Source organism: Pseudomonas sp. FP603, from assembly GCF_030687415.1.
Classification (GTDB): Bacteria; Pseudomonadota; Gammaproteobacteria; order Pseudomonadales; family Pseudomonadaceae; genus Aquipseudomonas; species Aquipseudomonas wuhanensis.
In genome coordinates, this window is sequence record NZ_CP117431.1 from 426,859 (window position 1) to 446,004 (window position 19,146).

General features: G+C 60.2%; 23 protein-coding genes. 6 read left to right on the forward strand and 17 right to left on the reverse strand.

All coding sequences use genetic code 11. From position 1 onward, the window contains the following. Positions 1-3 precede the first annotated feature (3 nt). The 9 genes from hemW to PSH65_RS02025 all read right to left on the reverse strand — a co-directional run bounded on the left by hemW (position 4) and on the right by PSH65_RS02025 (position 6,647). Complete coding sequence (hemW, locus tag PSH65_RS01985) at positions 4-1,209, reverse strand: radical SAM family heme chaperone HemW (protein ID WP_305424696.1); 1,206 nt, start codon at positions 1,207-1,209, stop codon at positions 4-6. Continuing rightward, on the reverse strand, positions 1,206-1,802 hold the full coding sequence (gene rdgB / locus PSH65_RS01990) for an RdgB/HAM1 family non-canonical purine NTP pyrophosphatase (RefSeq protein WP_305424697.1): 597 nt from the start codon (positions 1,800-1,802) through the stop codon (positions 1,206-1,208). Before rdgB ends, hemW begins: the two co-directional genes overlap by 4 nt. After that, positions 1,799-2,233: a DUF4426 domain-containing protein gene (locus PSH65_RS01995; RefSeq protein ID WP_305424698.1), complete on the reverse strand. Its 435-nt coding sequence runs from the start codon at positions 2,231-2,233 to the stop codon at positions 1,799-1,801. The genes rdgB and PSH65_RS01995 overlap by 4 nt, the downstream gene beginning before the upstream one ends. A 26-nt stretch (positions 2,234-2,259) precedes the next feature. Further along, entirely contained in the window at positions 2,260-2,880 is a 621-nt protein-coding gene (gene metW / locus PSH65_RS02000; RefSeq protein WP_007939351.1) for a methionine biosynthesis protein MetW, read from the reverse strand. Between the two features lie 7 nt (positions 2,881-2,887). Beyond that, a complete protein-coding gene (locus tag PSH65_RS02005) occupies positions 2,888-4,027 on the reverse strand; it encodes a homoserine O-acetyltransferase (RefSeq protein ID WP_305424699.1) in 1,140 nt (379 codons plus the stop codon). Between the two features lie 178 nt (positions 4,028-4,205). After that, entirely contained in the window at positions 4,206-4,496 is a 291-nt protein-coding gene (locus PSH65_RS02010) for a DUF167 domain-containing protein (RefSeq protein ID WP_305424700.1), read from the reverse strand. After that, positions 4,496-5,083, reverse strand: coding sequence for a YggT family protein (locus PSH65_RS02015; RefSeq protein WP_305424701.1), 588 nt, complete (start codon positions 5,081-5,083; stop codon positions 4,496-4,498). The genes PSH65_RS02010 and PSH65_RS02015 overlap by 1 nt, the downstream gene beginning before the upstream one ends. Positions 5,084-5,107: 24 nt before the next feature. Then, the gene (proC, locus tag PSH65_RS02020; RefSeq protein ID WP_305424702.1) at positions 5,108-5,926 is read right to left on the reverse strand and encodes a pyrroline-5-carboxylate reductase; all 819 of its coding nucleotides are present in this window, start codon (positions 5,924-5,926) and stop codon (positions 5,108-5,110) included. 34 nt (positions 5,927-5,960) lie between these two features. Then, a complete protein-coding gene (locus PSH65_RS02025) occupies positions 5,961-6,647 on the reverse strand; it encodes a YggS family pyridoxal phosphate-dependent enzyme (RefSeq protein WP_305424704.1) in 687 nt (228 codons plus the stop codon). Positions 6,648-6,703: 56 nt separating this feature from the next. On the opposite strand from PSH65_RS02025, the gene PSH65_RS02030 reads away from it, so the two are divergent. Next, complete coding sequence (locus PSH65_RS02030; protein ID WP_305424706.1) at positions 6,704-7,738, forward strand: type IV pilus twitching motility protein PilT; 1,035 nt, start codon at positions 6,704-6,706, stop codon at positions 7,736-7,738. A gap of 133 nt (positions 7,739-7,871) precedes the next feature. On the opposite strand, the gene PSH65_RS02035 is transcribed toward PSH65_RS02030, so the two are convergent. Further along, positions 7,872-8,492 carry a C40 family peptidase gene (locus tag PSH65_RS02035; RefSeq protein ID WP_305424707.1) on the reverse strand — a complete coding sequence of 207 codons (621 nt, stop codon included), beginning with the start codon at positions 8,490-8,492 and terminating at the stop codon, positions 7,872-7,874. Between the two features lie 249 nt (positions 8,493-8,741). Here PSH65_RS02035 and PSH65_RS02040 point away from each other — a divergent pair, with 249 nt between their 5' ends. Then, a complete protein-coding gene (locus tag PSH65_RS02040; RefSeq protein ID WP_305424708.1) occupies positions 8,742-9,173 on the forward strand; it encodes a TM2 domain-containing protein in 432 nt (143 codons plus the stop codon). 107 nt (positions 9,174-9,280) lie between these two features. Here the strand turns inward: PSH65_RS02040 and PSH65_RS02045 are convergent, their stop codons facing one another. The 7 genes from PSH65_RS02045 to gshB all read right to left on the reverse strand — a co-directional run bounded on the left by PSH65_RS02045 (position 9,281) and on the right by gshB (position 15,313). Beyond that, the gene (locus PSH65_RS02045) at positions 9,281-10,552 is read right to left on the reverse strand and encodes a dihydroorotase (RefSeq protein WP_305424709.1); all 1,272 of its coding nucleotides are present in this window, start codon (positions 10,550-10,552) and stop codon (positions 9,281-9,283) included. Further along, positions 10,549-11,553: an aspartate carbamoyltransferase catalytic subunit gene (locus PSH65_RS02050; protein WP_305424711.1), complete on the reverse strand. Its 1,005-nt coding sequence runs from the start codon at positions 11,551-11,553 to the stop codon at positions 10,549-10,551. The genes PSH65_RS02045 and PSH65_RS02050 overlap by 4 nt, the downstream gene beginning before the upstream one ends. Positions 11,554-11,580: 27 nt before the next feature. Beyond that, complete coding sequence (pyrR, locus tag PSH65_RS02055) at positions 11,581-12,084, reverse strand: bifunctional pyr operon transcriptional regulator/uracil phosphoribosyltransferase PyrR (protein ID WP_305424712.1); 504 nt, start codon at positions 12,082-12,084, stop codon at positions 11,581-11,583. 98 nt (positions 12,085-12,182) lie between these two features. Next, positions 12,183-12,620 carry a Holliday junction resolvase RuvX gene (ruvX, locus tag PSH65_RS02060; protein WP_007897947.1) on the reverse strand — a complete coding sequence of 146 codons (438 nt, stop codon included), beginning with the start codon at positions 12,618-12,620 and terminating at the stop codon, positions 12,183-12,185. After that, complete coding sequence (locus PSH65_RS02065) at positions 12,620-13,192, reverse strand: YqgE/AlgH family protein (protein ID WP_019650230.1); 573 nt, start codon at positions 13,190-13,192, stop codon at positions 12,620-12,622. The genes ruvX and PSH65_RS02065 overlap by 1 nt, the downstream gene beginning before the upstream one ends. A gap of 190 nt (positions 13,193-13,382) precedes the next feature. Next, on the reverse strand, positions 13,383-14,282 hold the full coding sequence (locus tag PSH65_RS02070; protein WP_305424713.1) for an energy transducer TonB: 900 nt from the start codon (positions 14,280-14,282) through the stop codon (positions 13,383-13,385). A 77-nt stretch (positions 14,283-14,359) separates the two neighbouring features. Beyond that, a complete protein-coding gene (gene gshB, locus PSH65_RS02075; RefSeq protein ID WP_038980983.1) occupies positions 14,360-15,313 on the reverse strand; it encodes a glutathione synthase in 954 nt (317 codons plus the stop codon). Between the two features lie 233 nt (positions 15,314-15,546). Between gshB and pilG the strand changes: the two genes are divergently transcribed. From pilG to PSH65_RS02095, 4 genes are all read left to right on the forward strand, one after another. Next, complete coding sequence (gene pilG, locus PSH65_RS02080; RefSeq protein ID WP_038980984.1) at positions 15,547-15,951, forward strand: twitching motility response regulator PilG; 405 nt, start codon at positions 15,547-15,549, stop codon at positions 15,949-15,951. A gap of 57 nt (positions 15,952-16,008) precedes the next feature. After that, the gene (gene pilH, locus PSH65_RS02085; RefSeq protein WP_007897961.1) at positions 16,009-16,374 is read left to right on the forward strand and encodes a twitching motility response regulator PilH; all 366 of its coding nucleotides are present in this window, start codon (positions 16,009-16,011) and stop codon (positions 16,372-16,374) included. A gap of 10 nt (positions 16,375-16,384) precedes the next feature. Then, entirely contained in the window at positions 16,385-16,939 is a 555-nt protein-coding gene (locus tag PSH65_RS02090) for a chemotaxis protein CheW (RefSeq protein WP_305424715.1), read from the forward strand. Between the two features lie 140 nt (positions 16,940-17,079). Further along, positions 17,080-19,128: a methyl-accepting chemotaxis protein gene (locus PSH65_RS02095; RefSeq protein ID WP_305424716.1), complete on the forward strand. Its 2,049-nt coding sequence runs from the start codon at positions 17,080-17,082 to the stop codon at positions 19,126-19,128. Positions 19,129-19,146 lie beyond the last annotated feature (18 nt).

Below are 19,146 nucleotides of genomic sequence, written 5' to 3' on the forward strand. Positions count from 1 at the left end.
TCCTTATGTCAGAAATTTCTGCAGCAAGTCATTGAGAAAGAGTTGTCCGCGCATCGTGGCCGCCAGACGTGACGGTTCGACCTGCATTAAGCCGCTTTGTTCGGCCTCGCGGCGGCTTTCGGCAAGGCTTTCCAGGGGCAGTCCGGTGCGCTCCGGATACAACCGCGCTTCGACGCCCTCGGTCAGGCGCAAGGCGTTCATCAGGAACTCGAACGGCAGTTCTTCGTTGGTCAGCGCCTTCTCGCCAGCCTTGAAGCTTTTGGCCGGATTGAGGTAATCCTTCGGCAGGCGGGTCTTCCAGGTGCGCACGATGCGCCCGTCCGGATGGCTGAGCTTGCCGTGGGCACCGGCGCCGATGCCGATGAAGTCGCCGAAACTCCAGTAATTGAGATTATGCCGCGCCGGACGGCCGGGTTGGGCATAGGCCGAGACTTCGTACTGCGCGTAACCGTGTTCGGCCAACAGCGCCTGACCGGCCTCTTGAATGTCCCACAGGGTGTCATCTTCCGGCAGCGTCGGCGGCTGGTTCCAGAACACCGTGTTCGGCTCCAGCGTCAACTGATACCAGGACAGGTGCGTCGGCTTCAGGGCAATAGCCTGGCGCAGGTCGTTCAGAGCGTCATCCAGGGACTGATCGGGCAAACCGTGCATCAGGTCCAGATTGAAGTTCTCGAAGCCTGCCTGACGGGCCATGCCGGCGGCACGCACGGCTTCGTCGCTGTTGTGAATCCGCCCCAGGGCCTTGAGTTTCTCTTCCTGAAAGCTCTGGATGCCGATCGACAGGCGATTGATGCCCAGCGCCCGGTAAGCGCGGAATTTCTCCTGCTCGAACGTTCCGGGGTTGGCTTCCAGGGTGATTTCGATGTCACTGGCAAACGGAATGCGTTGTTCGACGCCCTTGAGCAAACGGCCCAGAGCCTCGGCGCTGAACAGGCTCGGCGTACCGCCACCGAAGAAGATCGAGCTCAGTTCGCGGCCATAGACCGCATGCAGATCCTGATCGAGGTCGGCCAGCAAGGCGTCGACATACTCTTCTTCCGGCAGCACCGGGCTGGCGGTGTGGGAGTTGAAGTCGCAATAGGGGCATTTGCGTACACACCACGGGATGTGGATGTACAACGCCAAGGGCGGCAGCACGGGCAGGGCCGCTCGAGGCGATTGTGCGGCGCCGCCGAAGATCAGCGGCGACGCGGATGATTCAAGGGTCATATCAGGCCTAGACGCTGGCGCAGCAGATCCATTGCACGGGCGCGGTGGCTGATGAGGTTCTTTTCGCTCGGGCTCAGCTCGGCGCTGGAGCAATCGCGCGATGGCACCCAGAACAGCGGGTCGTAGCCAAAACCGTGTTCGCCGCTGGCCTGGGTCAGGATGCGCCCATGCCACAGGCCTTCGCAGAGAATCGGTAGCGGATCATCGGCATGACGCACCAGCGCCAATACGCAGACGAACTGCGCGCCGCGCTCGGCCTGTGGCACGTCTTTCATCACGTCGAGCAGTTTGGCGTTGTTCGCCGCATCGCCCTTGCCGTCGGCGTAACGGGCCGAATAGATACCCGGCGCACCGCCGAGGAAGTCCACCGCCAGCCCCGAATCGTCGGCCAAGGCCGGCAGGCCGGAAATGCGTGAGGCATTGCGCGCCTTGAGAATGGCGTTCTCGACGAACGACAGGCCGGTTTCTTCAGGCTCGACGCTGCTGAACTCGCCGATCGAGCGCAAGTGCACCGATTCGCCGAGCATGGCCTGGAGTTCCTTGAGTTTGCCGGCGTTATGGCTGGCCAATACGAGTTGCGTGAAATTCATCATTGGCCGGGGAAGAGCTCTTGGTTGAAATTGATGGTGTTGATTTTGTCGCCGGTCTGCACCTTGATTTCAAAGGTGCGGATTTCCTGCTGCGGTACCGGGAACTGGGCGATGTAGTAGACCGCGCCTGCTTCAGTGATCTGCTTGAACTTCAGCGGCACTGGGGCGCTGATCAGGTCCTTGACCGTCCCGCTGACCTGCGCTGTCTGCGGTTTACCTTCCTTGAGGACCGATACGTTGATCACGCCCTGGTTTTTGCTGCGAGTCAGCTCGGCGGCTTTGGCGATATCCGGGGTCAGGAAGGTGGAATTGAAGGTGTTGTAATGCACCGTCACGTCGCCAAAGGTTTCCTTGCGCTCGCCCTTGATGACATCGGCGGCCATGGCGGTGACGCTCAGGCAGGCAGTAAGTAAAAACAGTGCTAGACGACCCATGATGGTTCTCCTCGAAGTGTCGGGATTCAGACCGCGACCTTGTGGTCCGGCAGACCGGGGCTGCTGACGCGATAGATGCCGATCTCACCTAACAGATTAGGCCATAGCTTACTGGCCCACCCATGCCGATGCTGTTGATCCACGGCAAGCCGATCAATGACCTTGGCTTCACGTTCGCGACACAGCGCTTCAAAGTCTTCGAAAGTACAGAAGTGGATGTTCGGCGTGTTGTACCAGGTGTACGGCAGAAACTCCGAAACCGGCATCCGGCCCTTGCTCGCCAGGTACCAGCGGCAGCGCCAGTGACCGAAGTTGGGGAAGGTGATGATGCACTGGCGACCGACCCGAAGCATTTCGTCGAGGATCTTGTCCGGGTAGTGCACAGCTTGCAGGGCCTGGGTCATGACCACGATGTCGAAGCTGTTGCTGGCGAAGTTGCCCAGGCCCTTGTCCAGGTCTTGCTCGATGACGTTGATGCCCTTGGCCACGCATTCGGCAATGTTGTCCGGGTCGTTTTCCAGGCCATAGCCGGTAACCTGCTTGTGGTCACGCAGCCAGGTCAGCAACTCGCCGTCACCGCAACCGAGGTCGAGCACGCGGCTGCCGGCGGGGATCCATTCCTGGATGATTTCCAGATCGGCTCTCATGTCTTCCTCAAAGCGCTATACGGTTCATGTAATTGCTGAAGGCCTGCAAGTAACGCGGGATCGGAATCAGGAAGGCGTCGTGGCCTTGCGGAGCGTCGATCTCCAGGTAGCAGACGTCTTTCCTGGCTGCCATCAGCGCGTCCACCAGTTCCCGCGAGCGGGCAGGGGAGAAGCGCCAGTCGGTGGTGAACGACATCACACAGAACTTGGCGGTGGCACCGGCGAAAGTTTTCGCCAGGTCATCGTTGAAGTTCGCCGCCGGGTCGAAGTAGTCCAGCGCCTTGGTCATCAGCAGGTAGGTGTTGGCGTCAAAACGTCCGGAAAATTCCTCACCCTGATAGCGCAGGTAGCTTTCGACCTGGAACTCGACGCTGTGGAAGTCGTAGTTGAGCTTTTCGCTCTTGAGGCCGCGACCGAATTTCTCACCCATGGAGTCGTCGGACAGGTACGTGATGTGCCCGACCATCCGCGCCAGCATCAGCCCGCGCTTGGGGATCACCCCCGCTTCCTGGAACGAGCCGCCGTGGAACTCCGGATCGGTGAGGATCGCCTGGCGTGCGACTTCGTTGAACGCGATGTTCTGCGCTGACAGTTTTGGTGCCGAGGCGATGGCCAGGCAGTGCCGCACGCGGTCCGGGTAGGTGATGGTCCATTGCAAGGCCTGCATGCCACCAAGGCTGCCGCCGATCACCGCGGCCCATTGGTGAATGCCGAGCAAATCAGCGAGACGCGCCTGGCTATGGACCCAGTCTTCCACGGTCAGCACCGGGAAATCGGCGCCGAATGGCTTGCCGGTTTCCGGATTGATGCTGCTGGGGCCGGTGGAACCGTTGCACCCGCCGAGATTATTCAGGCTGACCACGAAGAACTTGTTGGTGTCGATCGGCTTGCCGGGACCAATGCAGCTGTCCCACCAACCGGGTTTGCGGTCGTCGGGGCTGTGGAAGCCGGCGGCGTGATGGTGACCGGACAAGGCGTGGCAGATCAGCACGGCGTTGCTCGCCGTAGCGTTCAGCGTGCCGTAGGTTTCATAGATCAGGTCATAAGCGGGCAACGAACGTCCGCAGGCCAAGGCCAGGGGTTCACTGAAGTGCGCCACTTGCGGCGTCACCAGACCAACAGAATCGGGGGGAAAGGCAGCTGGCATCGACCCTGCTCTCATTGAAATGAGGCGTAAGTCTAAAGACCGCTGCCCGTAGCAGCAAGCGACGACCAACGATCGTTCCCACGCTCTGCGTGGGAATGCCGCCATGGACGCTCTGCGTCCGCTTTTGAGGTGACGCGGAGCGTCACGGGATGCATTCCCACGCGGAGCGTGGGAACGATCAGGGTGGTGTCAGGCCGGGTAGCCCCGGCAGCTTCTTCGGCGAGCAAATCCGAACTCGCTTCTGCCGGTTCAGCTCCCCGCTGATCAAGCTCACCTGACTCTTGGAAACCCCGAACGCCTTGGCCAGAAACGCTATCAAATACGCATTGGCCTTGCCTTCAACCGGCGGTGCAGTCAGGCGGATCTTCAGGCGATCGCCATGCAGCCCGCAGAAATCATCGCTGCGGGCCGCAGGTTGCAGGTGACATTCCAAAATCAGGTCATCACCGTCCCAACGAAAGTAACTCATCAGATCAGGCCGAACAGTTCCTTCGGCATGAGGGCGTAGTACGCAAGGCGTGGAATCAGCCAGCTTTGCAGCAACTGCAGTGCGATAAACGCGAAGATCGGCGAGATGTCGAGGCCGCCCAGGTTCGGCACGATCCGGCGGAACGGCGCGAGTACCGGTTCAGTGATCTGCTGGACCAGTTCTGCGCCCGGATTGTGGCTGCCAGGAGCAACCCAGGACAGAATCACACTGATGATCATCGCCCAGAACAGAATCTTCAAAAACAGCGCAAAGATACCAATCAATGCCCACGGCGCCAGAAACAGCACGTCGACCTCGTAGCCTTTGAGCAGCAGGATGACCGCGTACAGCGCCATTTGCACGATCAGCGCCAGTACCAGCGACGACATGTCCAGGCCGAACATGCTCGGGATAACCCGACGCAGTGGCTTGAGCAGCGGTTGAGTGGCTTTCACGGCGAACTGGCAGAGCGGGTTGTAGAAGTTCGCCCGCACCAGTTGCAGAATGAAGCGCAGCAGCACGATCAGCAGATACAGGCTGCACAGGGTTTGAATCACAAAAATGGCAGCGTCATTGAGTCCGAGCATCATTGATTCCTTTGTAAGAGCTGATTAGCGGCCGAGTTGCTCAGCCATCTCGGCCGAGCGGTGCGCAGCGGCGCCGAGTGCTTGTTCTACCAGGGCTTCGAAGCCGCCAGCCTGGAATGACTTGATCGCCGCTTCGGTGGTGCCCGCAGGCGACGTCACACGACGACGCAATTCAGCTGCGTCGACATCGCTTGCGACTGCCATGTGTGCAGCACCCAAAGCGGTTTGCACGGTCAGTTGGGCGGCGATGTCCGCTGGCAGGCCGAGCTTCACGCCCGCAGCGGTCATGGCTTCGATCAGCAGGAAGAAATACGCCGGGCCCGAGCCGGAAACAGCGGTGACCGCGTCCAGTTGCTGTTCTTCGTTCAGCCACAGGGCAATGCCAACCGCCGACAGCAGCTCTTCAGCTTGCTGGCGTTGTTCGGAGTTCACTTCGCTGGTGGCGAACAAACCGCTTACGCCCTGACGCAGCAGCGCCGGGGTGTTAGGCATGCAGCGCACGATAGGTTGGGCGCCAAGCCAGTTGTTCATGCTGGCGCAGGTGATGCCGGCCGCAATCGAAACCACCAATTGATTCGGCTTGAGGCTTGGGCGAATGGCTTCGCAAACGGCTTTCATCGCTTGGGGTTTGACCGCCAGCACGATCACGTCCACGCCCTGAATGGCGTCGGCGTTGTCGGCAAACACTTCGATGCCGTGTTCGGCGCTCACGCGGGCACGGGTTTCTTCACCCGGATCACTGGCGCGGATTTGCGCGGCGTCCAGACCTTTGGCGCGCAGGCCGCCGATCAGGCTGGCGGCCATGTTGCCGGCTCCGATAAAGGCAATACGAGTCTTGCTCATGTCAGGTCCTTATAGAGAGGTGAGTCAGCCATGTTCATGGTCGACTGTAATCACGGGCGCCAAACAGGGCCGTACCGATACGGACCCAAGTAGCGCCCTGGGCGATGGCCGACTCGAGGTCGTGGCTCATGCCCATGGAAAGTGTGTCGAGTGGCAGATTCAGGCTGGCTTGCAGGCTTTGCACGGCAGCAAAGGCGGCGTCCTGGGCGGCACGATCTTCAGTCGGCTCGGGAATCGCCATCAGCCCGCGAAATTTCAAGCGCGGCAGAGCGCTGATGGCATTGGCCAGGGCGGGTAAATCAGCCGGGGTGCAGCCGGACTTGCTGGCTTCACCACTGACGTTGACCTGGATGCAGATGTTCAAGGGCGGCAAATCGGCAGGGCGTTGTTCGGACAGGCGTTGTGCGATTTTCAAGCGATCCACGGAATGCACCCAGTCGAAGTGCTCGGCGATAGCACGAGTCTTGTTCGATTGAATGGGGCCGATGAAGTGCCAGATCAAGGGCAGGTCGGCCAGTTCGAGCTGTTTGCCCAAGGCTTCCTGCAGGTAGTTTTCGCCAAAGTCGCGGATCCCGGCGGCATAGGCTTCACGCAGGGCCTCGGCGGGCTTGGTTTTGCTCACGGCCAGCAGTTGGATGCTGTTCTCATCGCGGTGGGCGGCTTTGGCTGCTGCCTGGATGCGTGAACTAACCTGAAGAATGTTGTCTGCTATCGTGGACATCAAGAGGCGCCAGCGGTCTGAAGGTTCGCGGCATTCTACTGGAATTGAGGAGCGCTATGGATATCACTGAGCTGCTGGCTTTCAGCGCCAAACAAGGCGCGTCTGACCTGCACCTGTCCGCCGGCTTGCCACCGATGATTCGTGTTGACGGCGATGTGCGGCGCATCAACCTGCCGGCCCTGGATCACAAGGAAGTGCATGAGCTGATCTACGACATCATGAACGACCTCCAGCGGGTGGACTTCGAGAAGCATCTTGAAACCGATTTTTCCTTCGAAGTGCCCGGCGTGGCGCGTTTCCGGGTCAATGCCTTCAACCAGAACCGTGGCGCGGGCGCGGTATTCCGGACCATTCCGTCGAAGGTCCTGAGCATGGACGATCTGGGCATGGGGGACGTGTTTCGCAAGATTACCGAAGCGCCCCGAGGCCTGGTGCTGGTGACCGGCCCGACCGGTTCCGGCAAGTCCACCACGCTGGCGGCGATGATCGATTACCTGAACAACCATCGCCATCACCACATACTCACTATCGAAGACCCCATCGAGTTCGTCCACGAATCGCGCAAATGCCTGATCAATCAGCGCGAAGTCCATCGCGATACCCGCAGCTTCGCCACGGCGCTGCGCTCGGCCCTGCGCGAAGACCCGGACGTGATTCTGGTGGGGGAAATGCGTGATCTGGAGACTATTCGGCTGGCTTTGACTGCCGCAGAAACGGGTCACTTGGTATTCGGCACGCTGCACACCACGTCGGCGGCGAAAACCATCGACCGGGTGGTGGACGTGTTTCCGGGCGACGAGAAATCGATGGTACGTTCAATGCTCTCCGAGTCGTTGCTGGCGGTGGTGTCGCAGACATTGATCAAGAAAGTCGGCGGCGGGCGAATTGCCGCCCACGAAATCATGCTCGGCACCGCAGCGATCCGTAATCTGATTCGCGAAGACAAGGTGGCCCAGATGTACTCGTCGATTCAGACCGGAGGGTCGCTGGGGATGCAGACACTGGACATGTGCCTGAAGGAGTTGGTGACCAGGGGCGTGATCAGCCGCGAGCATGCGCGGGAGAAGGCGCGGTCGCCGGATAACTTCTGACAGGAAGTTGATCGTTCCCACGCTCTGCGTGGGGGAATGCCTCAAGGGACGCTCCGCGTTCCAGCTTTCGAAAGGGACGCGGAGCGTCCCGGGCTGCATTCCCACGCAGAGCGTGGGAACGATCAGTGTCGGATCAACGCTGAACAATCCGCAATGCGTTCTGTTCTTTTGGCAGAACCCGCTTGGCAACCACGTAGTGGCTTTCCCAGTACGGTTTCTTCAGGGTGTCGATGCTCACCGACTTGCCACGACGTGGTGCGTGGATGAAGCGGTCGTTGCCCAGGTAGATAGCAACGTGATTCACCCGGCGGCTCTTGAGTTTGAAGAAAATCAGGTCGCCTGGCTTCAGATCGTTGCGATCGACTTTCTCGCCATGACCACTGGCCATGGCATTGGAAGTGCGTGGCAGGTCGAACGTGGCGTCGTTGAACGCGTATTTCACCAGACCGCTGCAATCGAACCCTTTACTTGGGCTGCTGCCCCCCCAACGATAAGGCGTACCGAGCACGTTTACCGCACGGCTCAACACGTTGCTGCTTTCCTTGGTCGCCATCGGCGGGACTAGCTTGCTGTTTACGCTGCTCAGTTGGCTGGAGCGTTTTACTATTTGCTTGTTTTTGCTCGAAGGAGCAGAAACGTGGGATTTTGGGGTGTAACCATTAACGTTAGGAAGACGTTGCTCACGATTAGTGGCGTGGGCGGCCAGTGGCAATAATAGGCAAATGGTTAGCCATGTCTTGAAAAATGGACGCATTAGGCAAGGCTCATATGGGTGAACGCGCAACTTTATAACAGCTTTTTTGGCCCTTCCGAGGCCGTTGGTCGATTCACTTTGGCGGCAACGGAACCAAACAAGCTGAAAATTGACGCGATTGTCGGACAGAAGTCAGGCCCTACAAGGCTTTGACGGGAACGAAGGTAGCATCTGCCGTATGTCGGCCACCTGTAAAAAAGTCACAAAGAATTCAAGAATATTTCTCTATCGCGTGAATCGAGGCCATCCATGAACACCTATCGACAACCCGTTTCACAGCAAGATACGCACAGCAAAGTGATCGGTTACCTGCTGTGGATTTTTGGTTTTACCGGGGCTCACCGCTTCTATTACGGCAGGCCGGTGACCGGGACGATCTGGTTTTTCACCTTCGGCTTGCTGGGTATCGGCTGGCTGATCGACCTGTTTCTGATCCCTTCCATGGACCGTGAAGCGGACCTGCGTTTTTCCGCCGGCCCCATCGAATACAACGTTGCGTGGATTCTGTTGACGTTTCTCGGGGTATTTGGCGTACACCGGATGTATCAGGGGAAGTGGGTCAGCGGATTGCTGTACCTGGTGACGGGCGGGGTGTTCTTTCTGGGGGTGTTGTATGACTTCTGGACGTTGAATGACCAAGTGTCGATTCGCAACGCTCAGAATAGAGGCGCCTTCCAGTAAGTCATCGCGGGCAAGCCCGCTCCCACAGTGGATGTGTTGTGCGCAAATCTTGCGGCCAACCGAATACCCTGTGGGAGCGGGCTTGCCCGCGATTGGAGCACCGCGTTTTACGCCTGATGGCTGATCCGCCCATCCACCAACGTGTAACGCACCACACCCGGCAGGCTATGGCCAATGAACGGGCAGTTTTCGCCCTTGGACAGCCAGGTTTCACCAGCCACGGTCGAGGCCGCAGGGTCGAACAGCACGATATCTGCCGGCCCACCCACAGCCAACTTGCCCGCTGGCAGACGCAACGCTTCGGCAGGACCGGCGCTCAAGCGTGCTAGCAGAGTCGGCAAGTCGAGCAAACCATCTTCCACCAAGGTCATCGCCAGCGGCAGCAGCAGTTCAACACTGCTGATGCCAGGCTCGGTGGCGCCGAACGGTGCCAGTTTGGCATCGCGCTCATGGGGCTGGTGATGGCTGGAGATGGCTGACACCACCCCCGACTTCAGCGCTGCCCGCAGGCCATCGCGATCCGCACGGGTGCGCAGCGGCGGCTGGACGTGATAGAGGCTGCTGAAGTCGATCAACGCTTCGTCGGTGAGGATCAACTGATACAACGCCACATCCGCCGTGACCTTCAGGCCACGGGCCTGAGCCTGAGCGATCAGTGCCACACCGCGGGCGCTGGTGAGCTGGCTGAAGTGCGCACGCACGCCGCTTTGCTCGACCAGCAGCAGATCCCTGGCCAAGGCTACGGTTTCAGCGGTTTCCGGAATGCCCGGCAAACCGAGGAAACTCGCAGTCGGGCCTTCATGGGCCAAGCCACCTTCGGCCAGATCATGGTCCTGCGAGTTGAAAATCACCGTCAGGTCGAACGTCGCCGCGTATTCCAGTGCCCGGCACAGGGTGCGGGTGTTGCGAAAGCTCTCAAGACCGTTGCCAAAGGCCACGCAGCCGGCATCGCGCAACGCGACCAATTCGGCCAACTGCTCGCCGTCGAGGCCTTTGCTCAGAGCGCCGATCGGGAACACTTTGGTGTTGCCCGCCTCGCGGGCGCGGTCGAGGATCAGTTCGGCCACGGCCGAGGTGTCCAGCACTGGTTTGGTTTTCGGTGGGCAGCACAGGCTGGTCACGCCACCGGCCGCAGCGGCGCGGGTTTCGCTGGCGATCGAACCTTTGCGGCTGTAGCCCGGCTCGCGCAGGGCGACGTTCAGGTCAACCAGGCCCGGGGCGGCCACCAGGCCTTTGGCGTCGATGGTTTCTACAGCAGTGAAACCGGCTGGAGCGGCGCCAAGGGCGACGATCTTGCAGGCTTCAACGTGGATATCAGTCACTTGATCCAGGCCGCTGGCCGGATCGATAACGCGTGCGCCGAGAATGCTGAGCTTCACTGGGCGTTCTCCTGCTCGAATTGGCGCTGGGCTGTTTGCCCGCTCATGGCCATGGACAGCACGGCCATACGAATCGCGATGCCGTAGGTCACCTGATTGAGGATCACCGAGTGCGGACCGTCGGCCACCGCCGACTCAATTTCCACCCCGCGGTTGATCGGCCCCGGGTGCATGACGATGGAATCAGGTTTGGCGCCGGCCAGGCGCGCGGTGGTCAGGCCGAACAGGCGGTAGAACTCGCCTTCGCTCGGCAGCAGGCCGCCGGTCATGCGTTCACGCTGCAGGCGCAGCATGATCACCACGTCGACGTCTTTCAGGCCTTCGGTCATGTCGGTGTAGACCTTCACGCCGTATTGCTCGATGCCGATCGGCAGCAGGGTTTTCGGCGCAATCACGCGGATGTCCGGGCAGCCAAGGGTTTTCAGGGCGAGCATGTTCGAGCGCGCCACCCGCGAGTGCAGGATGTCGCCGACGATGGCCACCGAGAGGTTTTCGAAGCCGCCCTTGTGCCGACGGATGGTGAGCATGTCGAGCATGCCCTGGGTCGGGTGGGCGTGACGGCCGTCGCCACCGTTGATGATCGCCACTTGCGGGCAAACATGCTCGGCGATGAAGTGCGCGGCGCCGGAGTCACCGTGACGCACGACGAACATGTCGGCGGCCATGGCTTCCAGGTTGCGCAGGGTGTCGAGCAGGGTTTCGCCCTTGCTTGCCGACGACGTCGACACGTTCAGGGTGATCACGTCGGCCGACAGCCGTTGGGCCGCCAGTTCAAAGGTGGTGCGGGTGCGGGTGGAGTTCTCGAAGAACACGTTGCACACGGTCTTGCCGCGCAGCAACGGGACTTTCTTCACTGCCCGGGCACCGACTTCGAGGAATGAGTCGGCGGTGTCGAGGATTTCCGTCAGCAGCTCGCGGCGCAAACCGTCGAGTGAGAGGAAGTGGCGCAGCTGGCCCTGATCATTGAGCTGCAGCGGGCGCTTGGTTTCTAGAGGCGTCATCGCGAGGGGGACTCTCAATAGGGCGAGTTAAAGGGCGAGGTCTTGCAGTTCGAGCTTGAGTTCCGGGCCAGACAACTTCACGCGCTCATGGGCTGCCAGCGACAGCGTCGCGCCAACCACATTCGGGCGGATCGGCAGCTCACCGGCGTCCAGGTCCAGCAGGCACACCAGCGTCACGCTGGCCGGGCGACCGTAGTCGAACAGTTCGTTCATCGCGGCGCGGATGGTCCGACCACTCATCAGCACGTCATCGATCAGCACCAGATGCTGGCCTTCGATCTCGAACGGCAGTGCCGATGGGCGTACTTGCGGGTGCAGGCCGTTCTGGCTGAAGTCGTCGCGGTAGAACGAAACGTCCAGGGTGCCCAGGGGCGAATCGCTGCCCAGTTCATCGAGCAACGCCTGCGCGACCCAGACGCCACCGGTCCGAATGCCGATGTAACGCGGTTCGCTGATGCCACGGTTTTCCAGATAAGCCTTGAGACGGGTCGCCATCTGGCTGATCAGTTCGGCGGGATTGGGCAGGCTCATGGTTTGCTCCTTCTTGGTCCCGAGCCGGATGCTGCTTGAGTGGTGGCTCGGGTTGTAGCTTAGGGAGACGCCGCAGCGGCTCTTCAGAATTAGTGCGGTCAGGATTCGAACAGTGCGGTGTTTTCGTCGAGCCAGCCTTGCAGCAGCAGGGCGGCGGCGATGGCATCGACCGGGTTGTCGCGGTAACTGCCTTTCTGGCCGCCACGGACCAGGCGTTCGCCCTTGGCCTCGAAGGTGGTCAGGCGCTCGTCGTGAGTATAGAAGGGCAGGTTGTAGCGGCCGTTCAGGCGTCGGGCGAACTTTTCGGCCCGCAGGCACATATCGCTGGGTGTGCCATCCATGTTCAGCGGCAGGCCGACCACCACAGCGTCGGGTTTCCACTCTTTAATCAGGGCTTCGACCTGATTCCAGTCGGGAATGCCGTTTTGCGCCTTCAAGGTGCACAACTCGCGGGCCTGGCCGGTAATCACCTGGCCGACCGCAACGCCGATCTGTTTGGTGCCGTAGTCGAAACCCAAAATCAACCGCAGGGCCATCAGGCGTGCCCCGCCTGGCTGGTGAGCAGGCTGAGGTTGATACCCAAATGCTTGGCCGCTGCTTCGAGGCGCAATTCGCTGCTGGTGTTGAACAGGATGTCGGCGTGGAACGGGCAGGTCAGCCAGGCGTTATCGGCCAGTTCGGCTTCCAGTTGCCCGGCTTCCCAACCGGCGTAGCCGAGGGTGATCACGCTTTTAGCAGGGCCGACGCCGTCGGCGATGGCGAACAGCACATCCTGGGAGGTCGACAGCGACAACTCGCCGTCCAGATCAACGGTGGCCTGATAGGTTTTTCCCGACGGGTGCAGGACAAAACCGCGATCGGTTTGCACCGGCCCGCCGATAAAGATCGGCACATGCTGGCAGAGCACTGGCGGTTCGATATCGGGGCGTAATTGCTCGAGGATATCGGCCAGGTTCAGGTCCTGCGGGCGGTTGACCACCAGCCCCATGGCACCATTGGCCGTATGCTCGACGATGTAGGTCAAGGTGTGCGCAAAGTTCGGGTCGGCCATGTGAGGCATGGCGATCAGGAAGTGATGCTTGAGGTAGCTGGGGCTGACGTTCTTCATGAGCGCTAGTGTGGCGTTGGAGGGGCGAACTGACAAGCCGGGGATGCACAGGAAATGCCCCGAATCCCAGCAAACAACCTGTTCCCTGTGGGAGCGGGCTTGCCCGCGATGACGGCGGCACATCCAAAATAGTAGCGTCAGACAGACCGCTATCGCGGGCAAGCCCGCTCCCACAGGGATCCGTGGGGTGTCAGTTGCTGGAGAGCCGATCCCCGCGCGCAAACTTCCAGGTGCGGATGATTTCCAGACGGTCGATATCCGACAGATCCCCGGTAAACGGTGCAAACGGTGCCGCGAGCCTTACGATGCGCTGCGCCGCCTGGTCCAGCAACGGCTGGCCGGACGACTCCAGCACCAGCACTTCATACAGCGAACCGTCGCGGTTGATCGAGACCATCAGTCGCAAATTGCCGTAAATCTGTTTGCGCCGGGCTTCGTCGGGGTAGTTGAGGTTGCCGATGCGCTCGACCTTCTTGCGCCATTCATCTTTGTACCAGGCACCCTTGTCGCGCATGGTCGACGCGGCGCTCAAGCGGTGGATGCGCGGGCGCTTGGCGTACAGCTGTTGTTCGTTGGCCAGTTCCGCTTCCAGGCTGGCGATGTCGCTGGACAGCTGCGCGCTGTCGAACGTCGGTGCCGCCACTTGGGGTTTGGTTTGGGGCTTGGGTTCTTCGGTCTTGGTTGCGGCTTTTTTCGGCTTCGGCGCGACGGTGGTTACAGACGTCTTGGGCGCGGCTTCCTGCACTTGAGGCTTGGCCGCCGGCGGTGGGGTGACTTGCTGCACCTTGTTGTCCTGGAATGGCGCGACCTCGGTGGTCTTGGGAATCGCCTTTTTCTCCAGGGTGCCGCTGCCTTCCTGATTTTCCTGGGCGAGAAAATCAGCTTTCTCAGGCTTCTTTTCGCTTTTGAAAGTGGCGAGGGTAATTTCCAGGGTTTTACTGATTTGCTGGGGTTCGACCATGGAGAACCCGACGCCCAACAGCAAGGCCAGGTGAATCAGCGCCGCCAGAAACAGGGTAAAACCGAGGCGATCAGCCGGACGCACGCCACGGTGGGCGAGTTCTGGGGGCAGATCGGACGGGAGTGTCATAACAAGAAAACCAACATCGCGTTTTTTACAAGCCGGGGATGATAACGCAATGTTGGTTGTTTCTTGGCTGTTCTCGATCAACGCGTCTTGAGCTTCTGATCGATGGCATCCATCAGAAGGCCACCAATGTCGGTGCCGAACGCGTTATCGATCTCGCGAATGCAGGTCGGGCTGGTGACGTTGATTTCGGTCAGATGCTCACCGATTACGTCGAGACCGACGAACAGCAAGCCCTTCTCACGCAGGGTCGGGCCGACTTGCGCAGCGATCCAGCGATCTTTCTCGGTTAGCGGTCGGGCTTCGCCACGGCCACCGGCGGCGAGGTTGCCACGGGTTTCACCGAGCGCGGGAATCCGGGCCAGGCAGTAATCCACCGGCTCGCCGTCGATCATCAGGATGCGCTTGTCGCCATCAACGATCGCCGGCAGGTAACCCTGGATCATGATCTGCTGACGGCCATGCAAGGTCAGGGTTTCGAGGATCACCGACAGGTTCGGGTGGCCAGCGGTGTGCCGGAAGATCGACGAGCCGCCCATGCCGTCCAGCGGCTTGAGGATCACGTCACCGTGATGGTCGGCGAATTCACGCAACACATCCGGGCGACGGCTGACGATGGTCGGCGGCGTGCACTGCGGGAACAGCGTGGCGAACAGCTTTTCGTTGCAGTCGCGCAGGCTTTGCGGCTTGTTGACCACCAGTACGCCGGCATTTTCCGCTTGTTCCAGCAAATACGTGGAGTAGACGAATTCCATGTCGAACGGCGGATCCTTGCGCATCAGGATCACGTCCAGGTCGCTCAGCAGCGCATCGCTTTCGGCGCCCAGCTCAAACCATTTTTCCGGGTTGGCGAACACCTTCAGCGGACGCATCCGCCCGCGAGCCTCGCCTTCAGCCTGATACAAATCGCGCTGTTCCATATAGAACAGTTCCCAGCCACGCTTTTGCGCGGCCAGCAGCATGGCCAGCGAGCTATCCTTTTTATAGGAGATGCTGGCGATAGGATCCATGACAATCCCGACGCGAACGCTCATGGGGTTTTCCTCGAAATTGGGGTGGAAAGTGTTGTGAAAAAGTGGCGTCAGAGTGGCGCTGAGTGTGTTCCCGGTCAAGGAAAAACCACCGCCAGGGTCGCCCGATAGATTGGATGGGGAGACTGTGCTAAAAAGGCTGCCATGCCGTGTTGGCCCTTGAGTATCAAGGGTTTCGGGCCACCGACGAGTGGCAAACGGACATATTGATTCACAAAGGCGACGGTAGAGCCCCTATGGAACAGCATTCCAGCGCCTTGAAGGTCATGGTGATCGATGATTCGAAAACGATTCGTCGCACCGCCGAAACGCTATTGAAAAATGTGGGCTGTGAAGTCATCACCGCAATCGATGGTTTCGATGCCCTGGCCAAGATTGCCGACAATCACCCCGGCATCATCTTTGTCGACATCATGATGCCGCGTCTGGATGGTTATCAGACCTGCGCTTTAATCAAGAACAACAGTGCGTTCAAGTCCACGCCAGTGATTATGCTGTCGTCCAAGGACGGGTTGTTCGACAAGGCCAAGGGGCGGATCGTCGGTTCCGACCAGTTTTTGACCAAGCCTTTCAGCAAGGAAGAACTGCTGAACGCGATTCAGGCCCATGTACCGGGCTTTGCCGCCGTTTCGCCGCAGTAGGACACGCACAGTGATGCTCGGCCATGGGGCCCGGTGTCGACAAGAATGGGGAAGACCATGGCACGTATTCTGATCGTCGATGATTCGCCGACTGAAATGTACAAACTGACCGGCATGCTCGAAAAGCACGGGCATGAGGTGTTGAAAGCCGAAAACGGCGCCGACGGCGTGGCCCTGGCCCGTCAGGAAAAACCCGACGCGGTGCTGATGGACATCGTCATGCCCGGCCTCAACGGTTTCCAGGCGACCCGTCAGCTGACCAAAGACCCGGAAACCGGGCATATTCCAGTGATCATCATCACCACCAAGGATCAAGAAACCGACAAAGTCTGGGGCACGCGCCAGGGCGCCAAGGACTACCTGACCAAACCGGTCGACGAAGACACCCTGATCAAGACCCTGAACAACGTGCTGGCCGGTTGATCGTCCGGCCATGACCGAGTCGCTGACGGCTTTCGAACTGCTGCTGCAGATTGACCAGCGCTGTCGTCTGCTGGCGGCGGACCTGCCGTCCCAGGCGATCCGCCAGGACAGCTGGAGCGGCATCGGCTTTCGTTTGGGCGAGCATTGGTACGTCGCGCCCATGGGCGAAGTCAGCGAAGTCCTGCACGAACCGCGCGTTACACAATTGCCGGGGGTCAAACCCTGGGTCAAGGGCGTGGCTAACCTGCGCGGGCGTCTGCTGCCGATCATGGATTTGCATGGCTTTTTTCATGGTTATGAGCCCGGCCATGAACTGCCTGCCTTGCGCAAGCAACGGCGAATATTGGTGGTGGAACACAACGATGTGTTTGTAGGGTTGATGGTCGATGAGGTCTTCGGTTTGCAGCACTTTGCCCAGGACAGTCTGGAGCCGGTGCCGGCCGATGACTTGCAAGGGCCGATGTCGGCGTTCGTCAAAGGCCGGTTTCAGCGGGAACAGAATTGGCAGGTGTTCAGCCCGTTTGCGTTGGCGCAGTCGCAAGGATTCATGAACGTCGCCGCATAACCTGTGGGAGCGGGCTTGCCCGCGATAGCGGTGCGTCAGGTTCAATAAATGTCGACTGACACGCCCTCATCGCGGGCAAGCCCGCTCCCACAGGGTTCCTGTCAGGTCTCACAAGGGTGTTGGTTAACAGGCGAGGACCGATGATAAAAGCTAAAACAGACAAGCCAGAAGGGTCGCGCAGTCGGTCGCAGATCATCGTGCTGTTCATCGCGCTGATCGTCTTCATCATGCTGCTGTTCGCCAACTTCGCGTACCTCAACACCCAGGCGAATTACGACAAACAGTACATCGGCCACGCCGGTGAGCTGCGCGTGCTGTCCCAACGCATCGCCAAGAACGCCACTGAAGCCGCCGCTGGCAAGGCCGCGGCGTTCAAGTTGCTCAGCGATGCGCGCAACGACTTCGCCCAGCGTTGGGGCTATCTGAAGAAAGGCGATCCTTCCACCGGCCTGCCGCCGGCACCGTCCACCGTGCGCCCGGAAATGCGCGCCGTACAGCTGGATTGGGAGCGCTTGCTGAAAAACACTGACGCCATTCTCTCCAGCGAACAGACCGTGTTGTCGTTGCATCAAGTCGCCGCGACGCTGGCCGAAACCGTGCCGCAGTTGCAGGTCGAGTATGAAAAGGTCGTCGAAACCCTCCTGCAACGTGGCGCCCCGGCCACTCAGGTGGCGATGGCCCAGCGTCAGTCGCTGTTGGCCGAGCGGATTCTTGGAGCGGTGAACACCGTGCTGTCCGGCGATGAAAACTCGCAGCAGGCGGCCGATGCTTTCGGTCGCGACGCGGCGCGTTTCGGCCTGGTGCTCAACGGCATGCTTCAAGGCAATTCGGCACTGAAAATCAGTCAGGTCGAAGACCGTGATGCACGCGCCCGGCTGACCGAGATTTCCGAACTGTTCGAATTCGTCTCGGGTTCGGTGGACGAAATCCTCGAAACCTCGCCGGAGCTGTTCAAGGTCCGCGAATCGGCCACCAACATCTTTACCCTGTCGCAAACCCTGCTCGATGAAGCCTCGCACCTGGCCAGCCGTTTCGAAAACCTCGCTGGCGGGCGCAACACCGATACCATCGGCGGCTATGTGCTGGGCTTGCTCGCCTTGATGTCGATCATCCTCATCGGCCTGGTGATGGTGCGCGAAACCAACCGTCAGCTGCGTGAAACCGCCGAGAAAAACGAGCGTAACCAGAACGCGATCATGCGTTTGCTGGACGAAATCGAAGACCTCGCCGACGGCGATCTGACCGTGACCGCCTCGGTGACTGAAGACTTCACCGGGACCATCGCCGACTCGATCAACTATTCCGTCGACCAACTGCGCGATCTGGTAGCGACCATCAACCTCACTGCCGGCCAAGTCGCTGCCGCCGTGCAGGAAACCCAGGCCACCGCCATGCACCTGGCCCAGGCCTCGGAGCATCAGGCCCAGCAGATTTCCGAAGCCTCGACGGCGATCAACGACATGGCCCAGTCTATCGATCAGGTCTCGGCCAACGCCGCCGAATCCTCTGCGGTGGCCGAACGTTCGGTGGAGATCGCCAACAAGGGCAACGAAGTGGTGCACAACACCATCCACGGCATGGACAATATTCGCGAGCAGATTCAGGACACCGCCAAGCGCATCAAGCGGCTGGGTGAGTCTTCTCAGGAAATCGGCGACATTGTCAGCCTGATCGATGACATTGCCGATCAGACCAACATCCTCGCCCTCAACGCGGCGATTCAGGCCTCCATGGCCGGTGATGCCGGGCGCGGTTTTGCGGTGGTGGCCGACGAAGTGCAGCGCCTGGCCGAGCGTTCGTCCGCGGCGACCCGGCAGATCGAAACACTGGTGCGGGCGATTCAGACCGACACCAACGAAGCGGTGATTTCCATGGAGCAGACCACCACCGAAGTGGTGCGCGGCGCGCGTCTGGCGCAGGATGCCGGAGTGGCCCTGGAAGAAATCGAAGGTGTATCGAAGACCCTCGCGGCACTGATCCAGAGTATTTCCAACGCCGCGCAGCAACAGACTTCGTCGGCCGGCCAGATTTCCCTGACGATGAACGTGATCCAGCAGATCACCACGCAGACCTCGTCCGGCTCCACCGCCACCGCCGAGAGCATTGGCAACCTGGCGAAAATGGCCAGTCAGCTGCGACGTTCGGTGTCCGGTTTCACCTTGCCGGCCAAGTCTGCGGACAACGCTTGAACCGCCTCTGGGCGGATG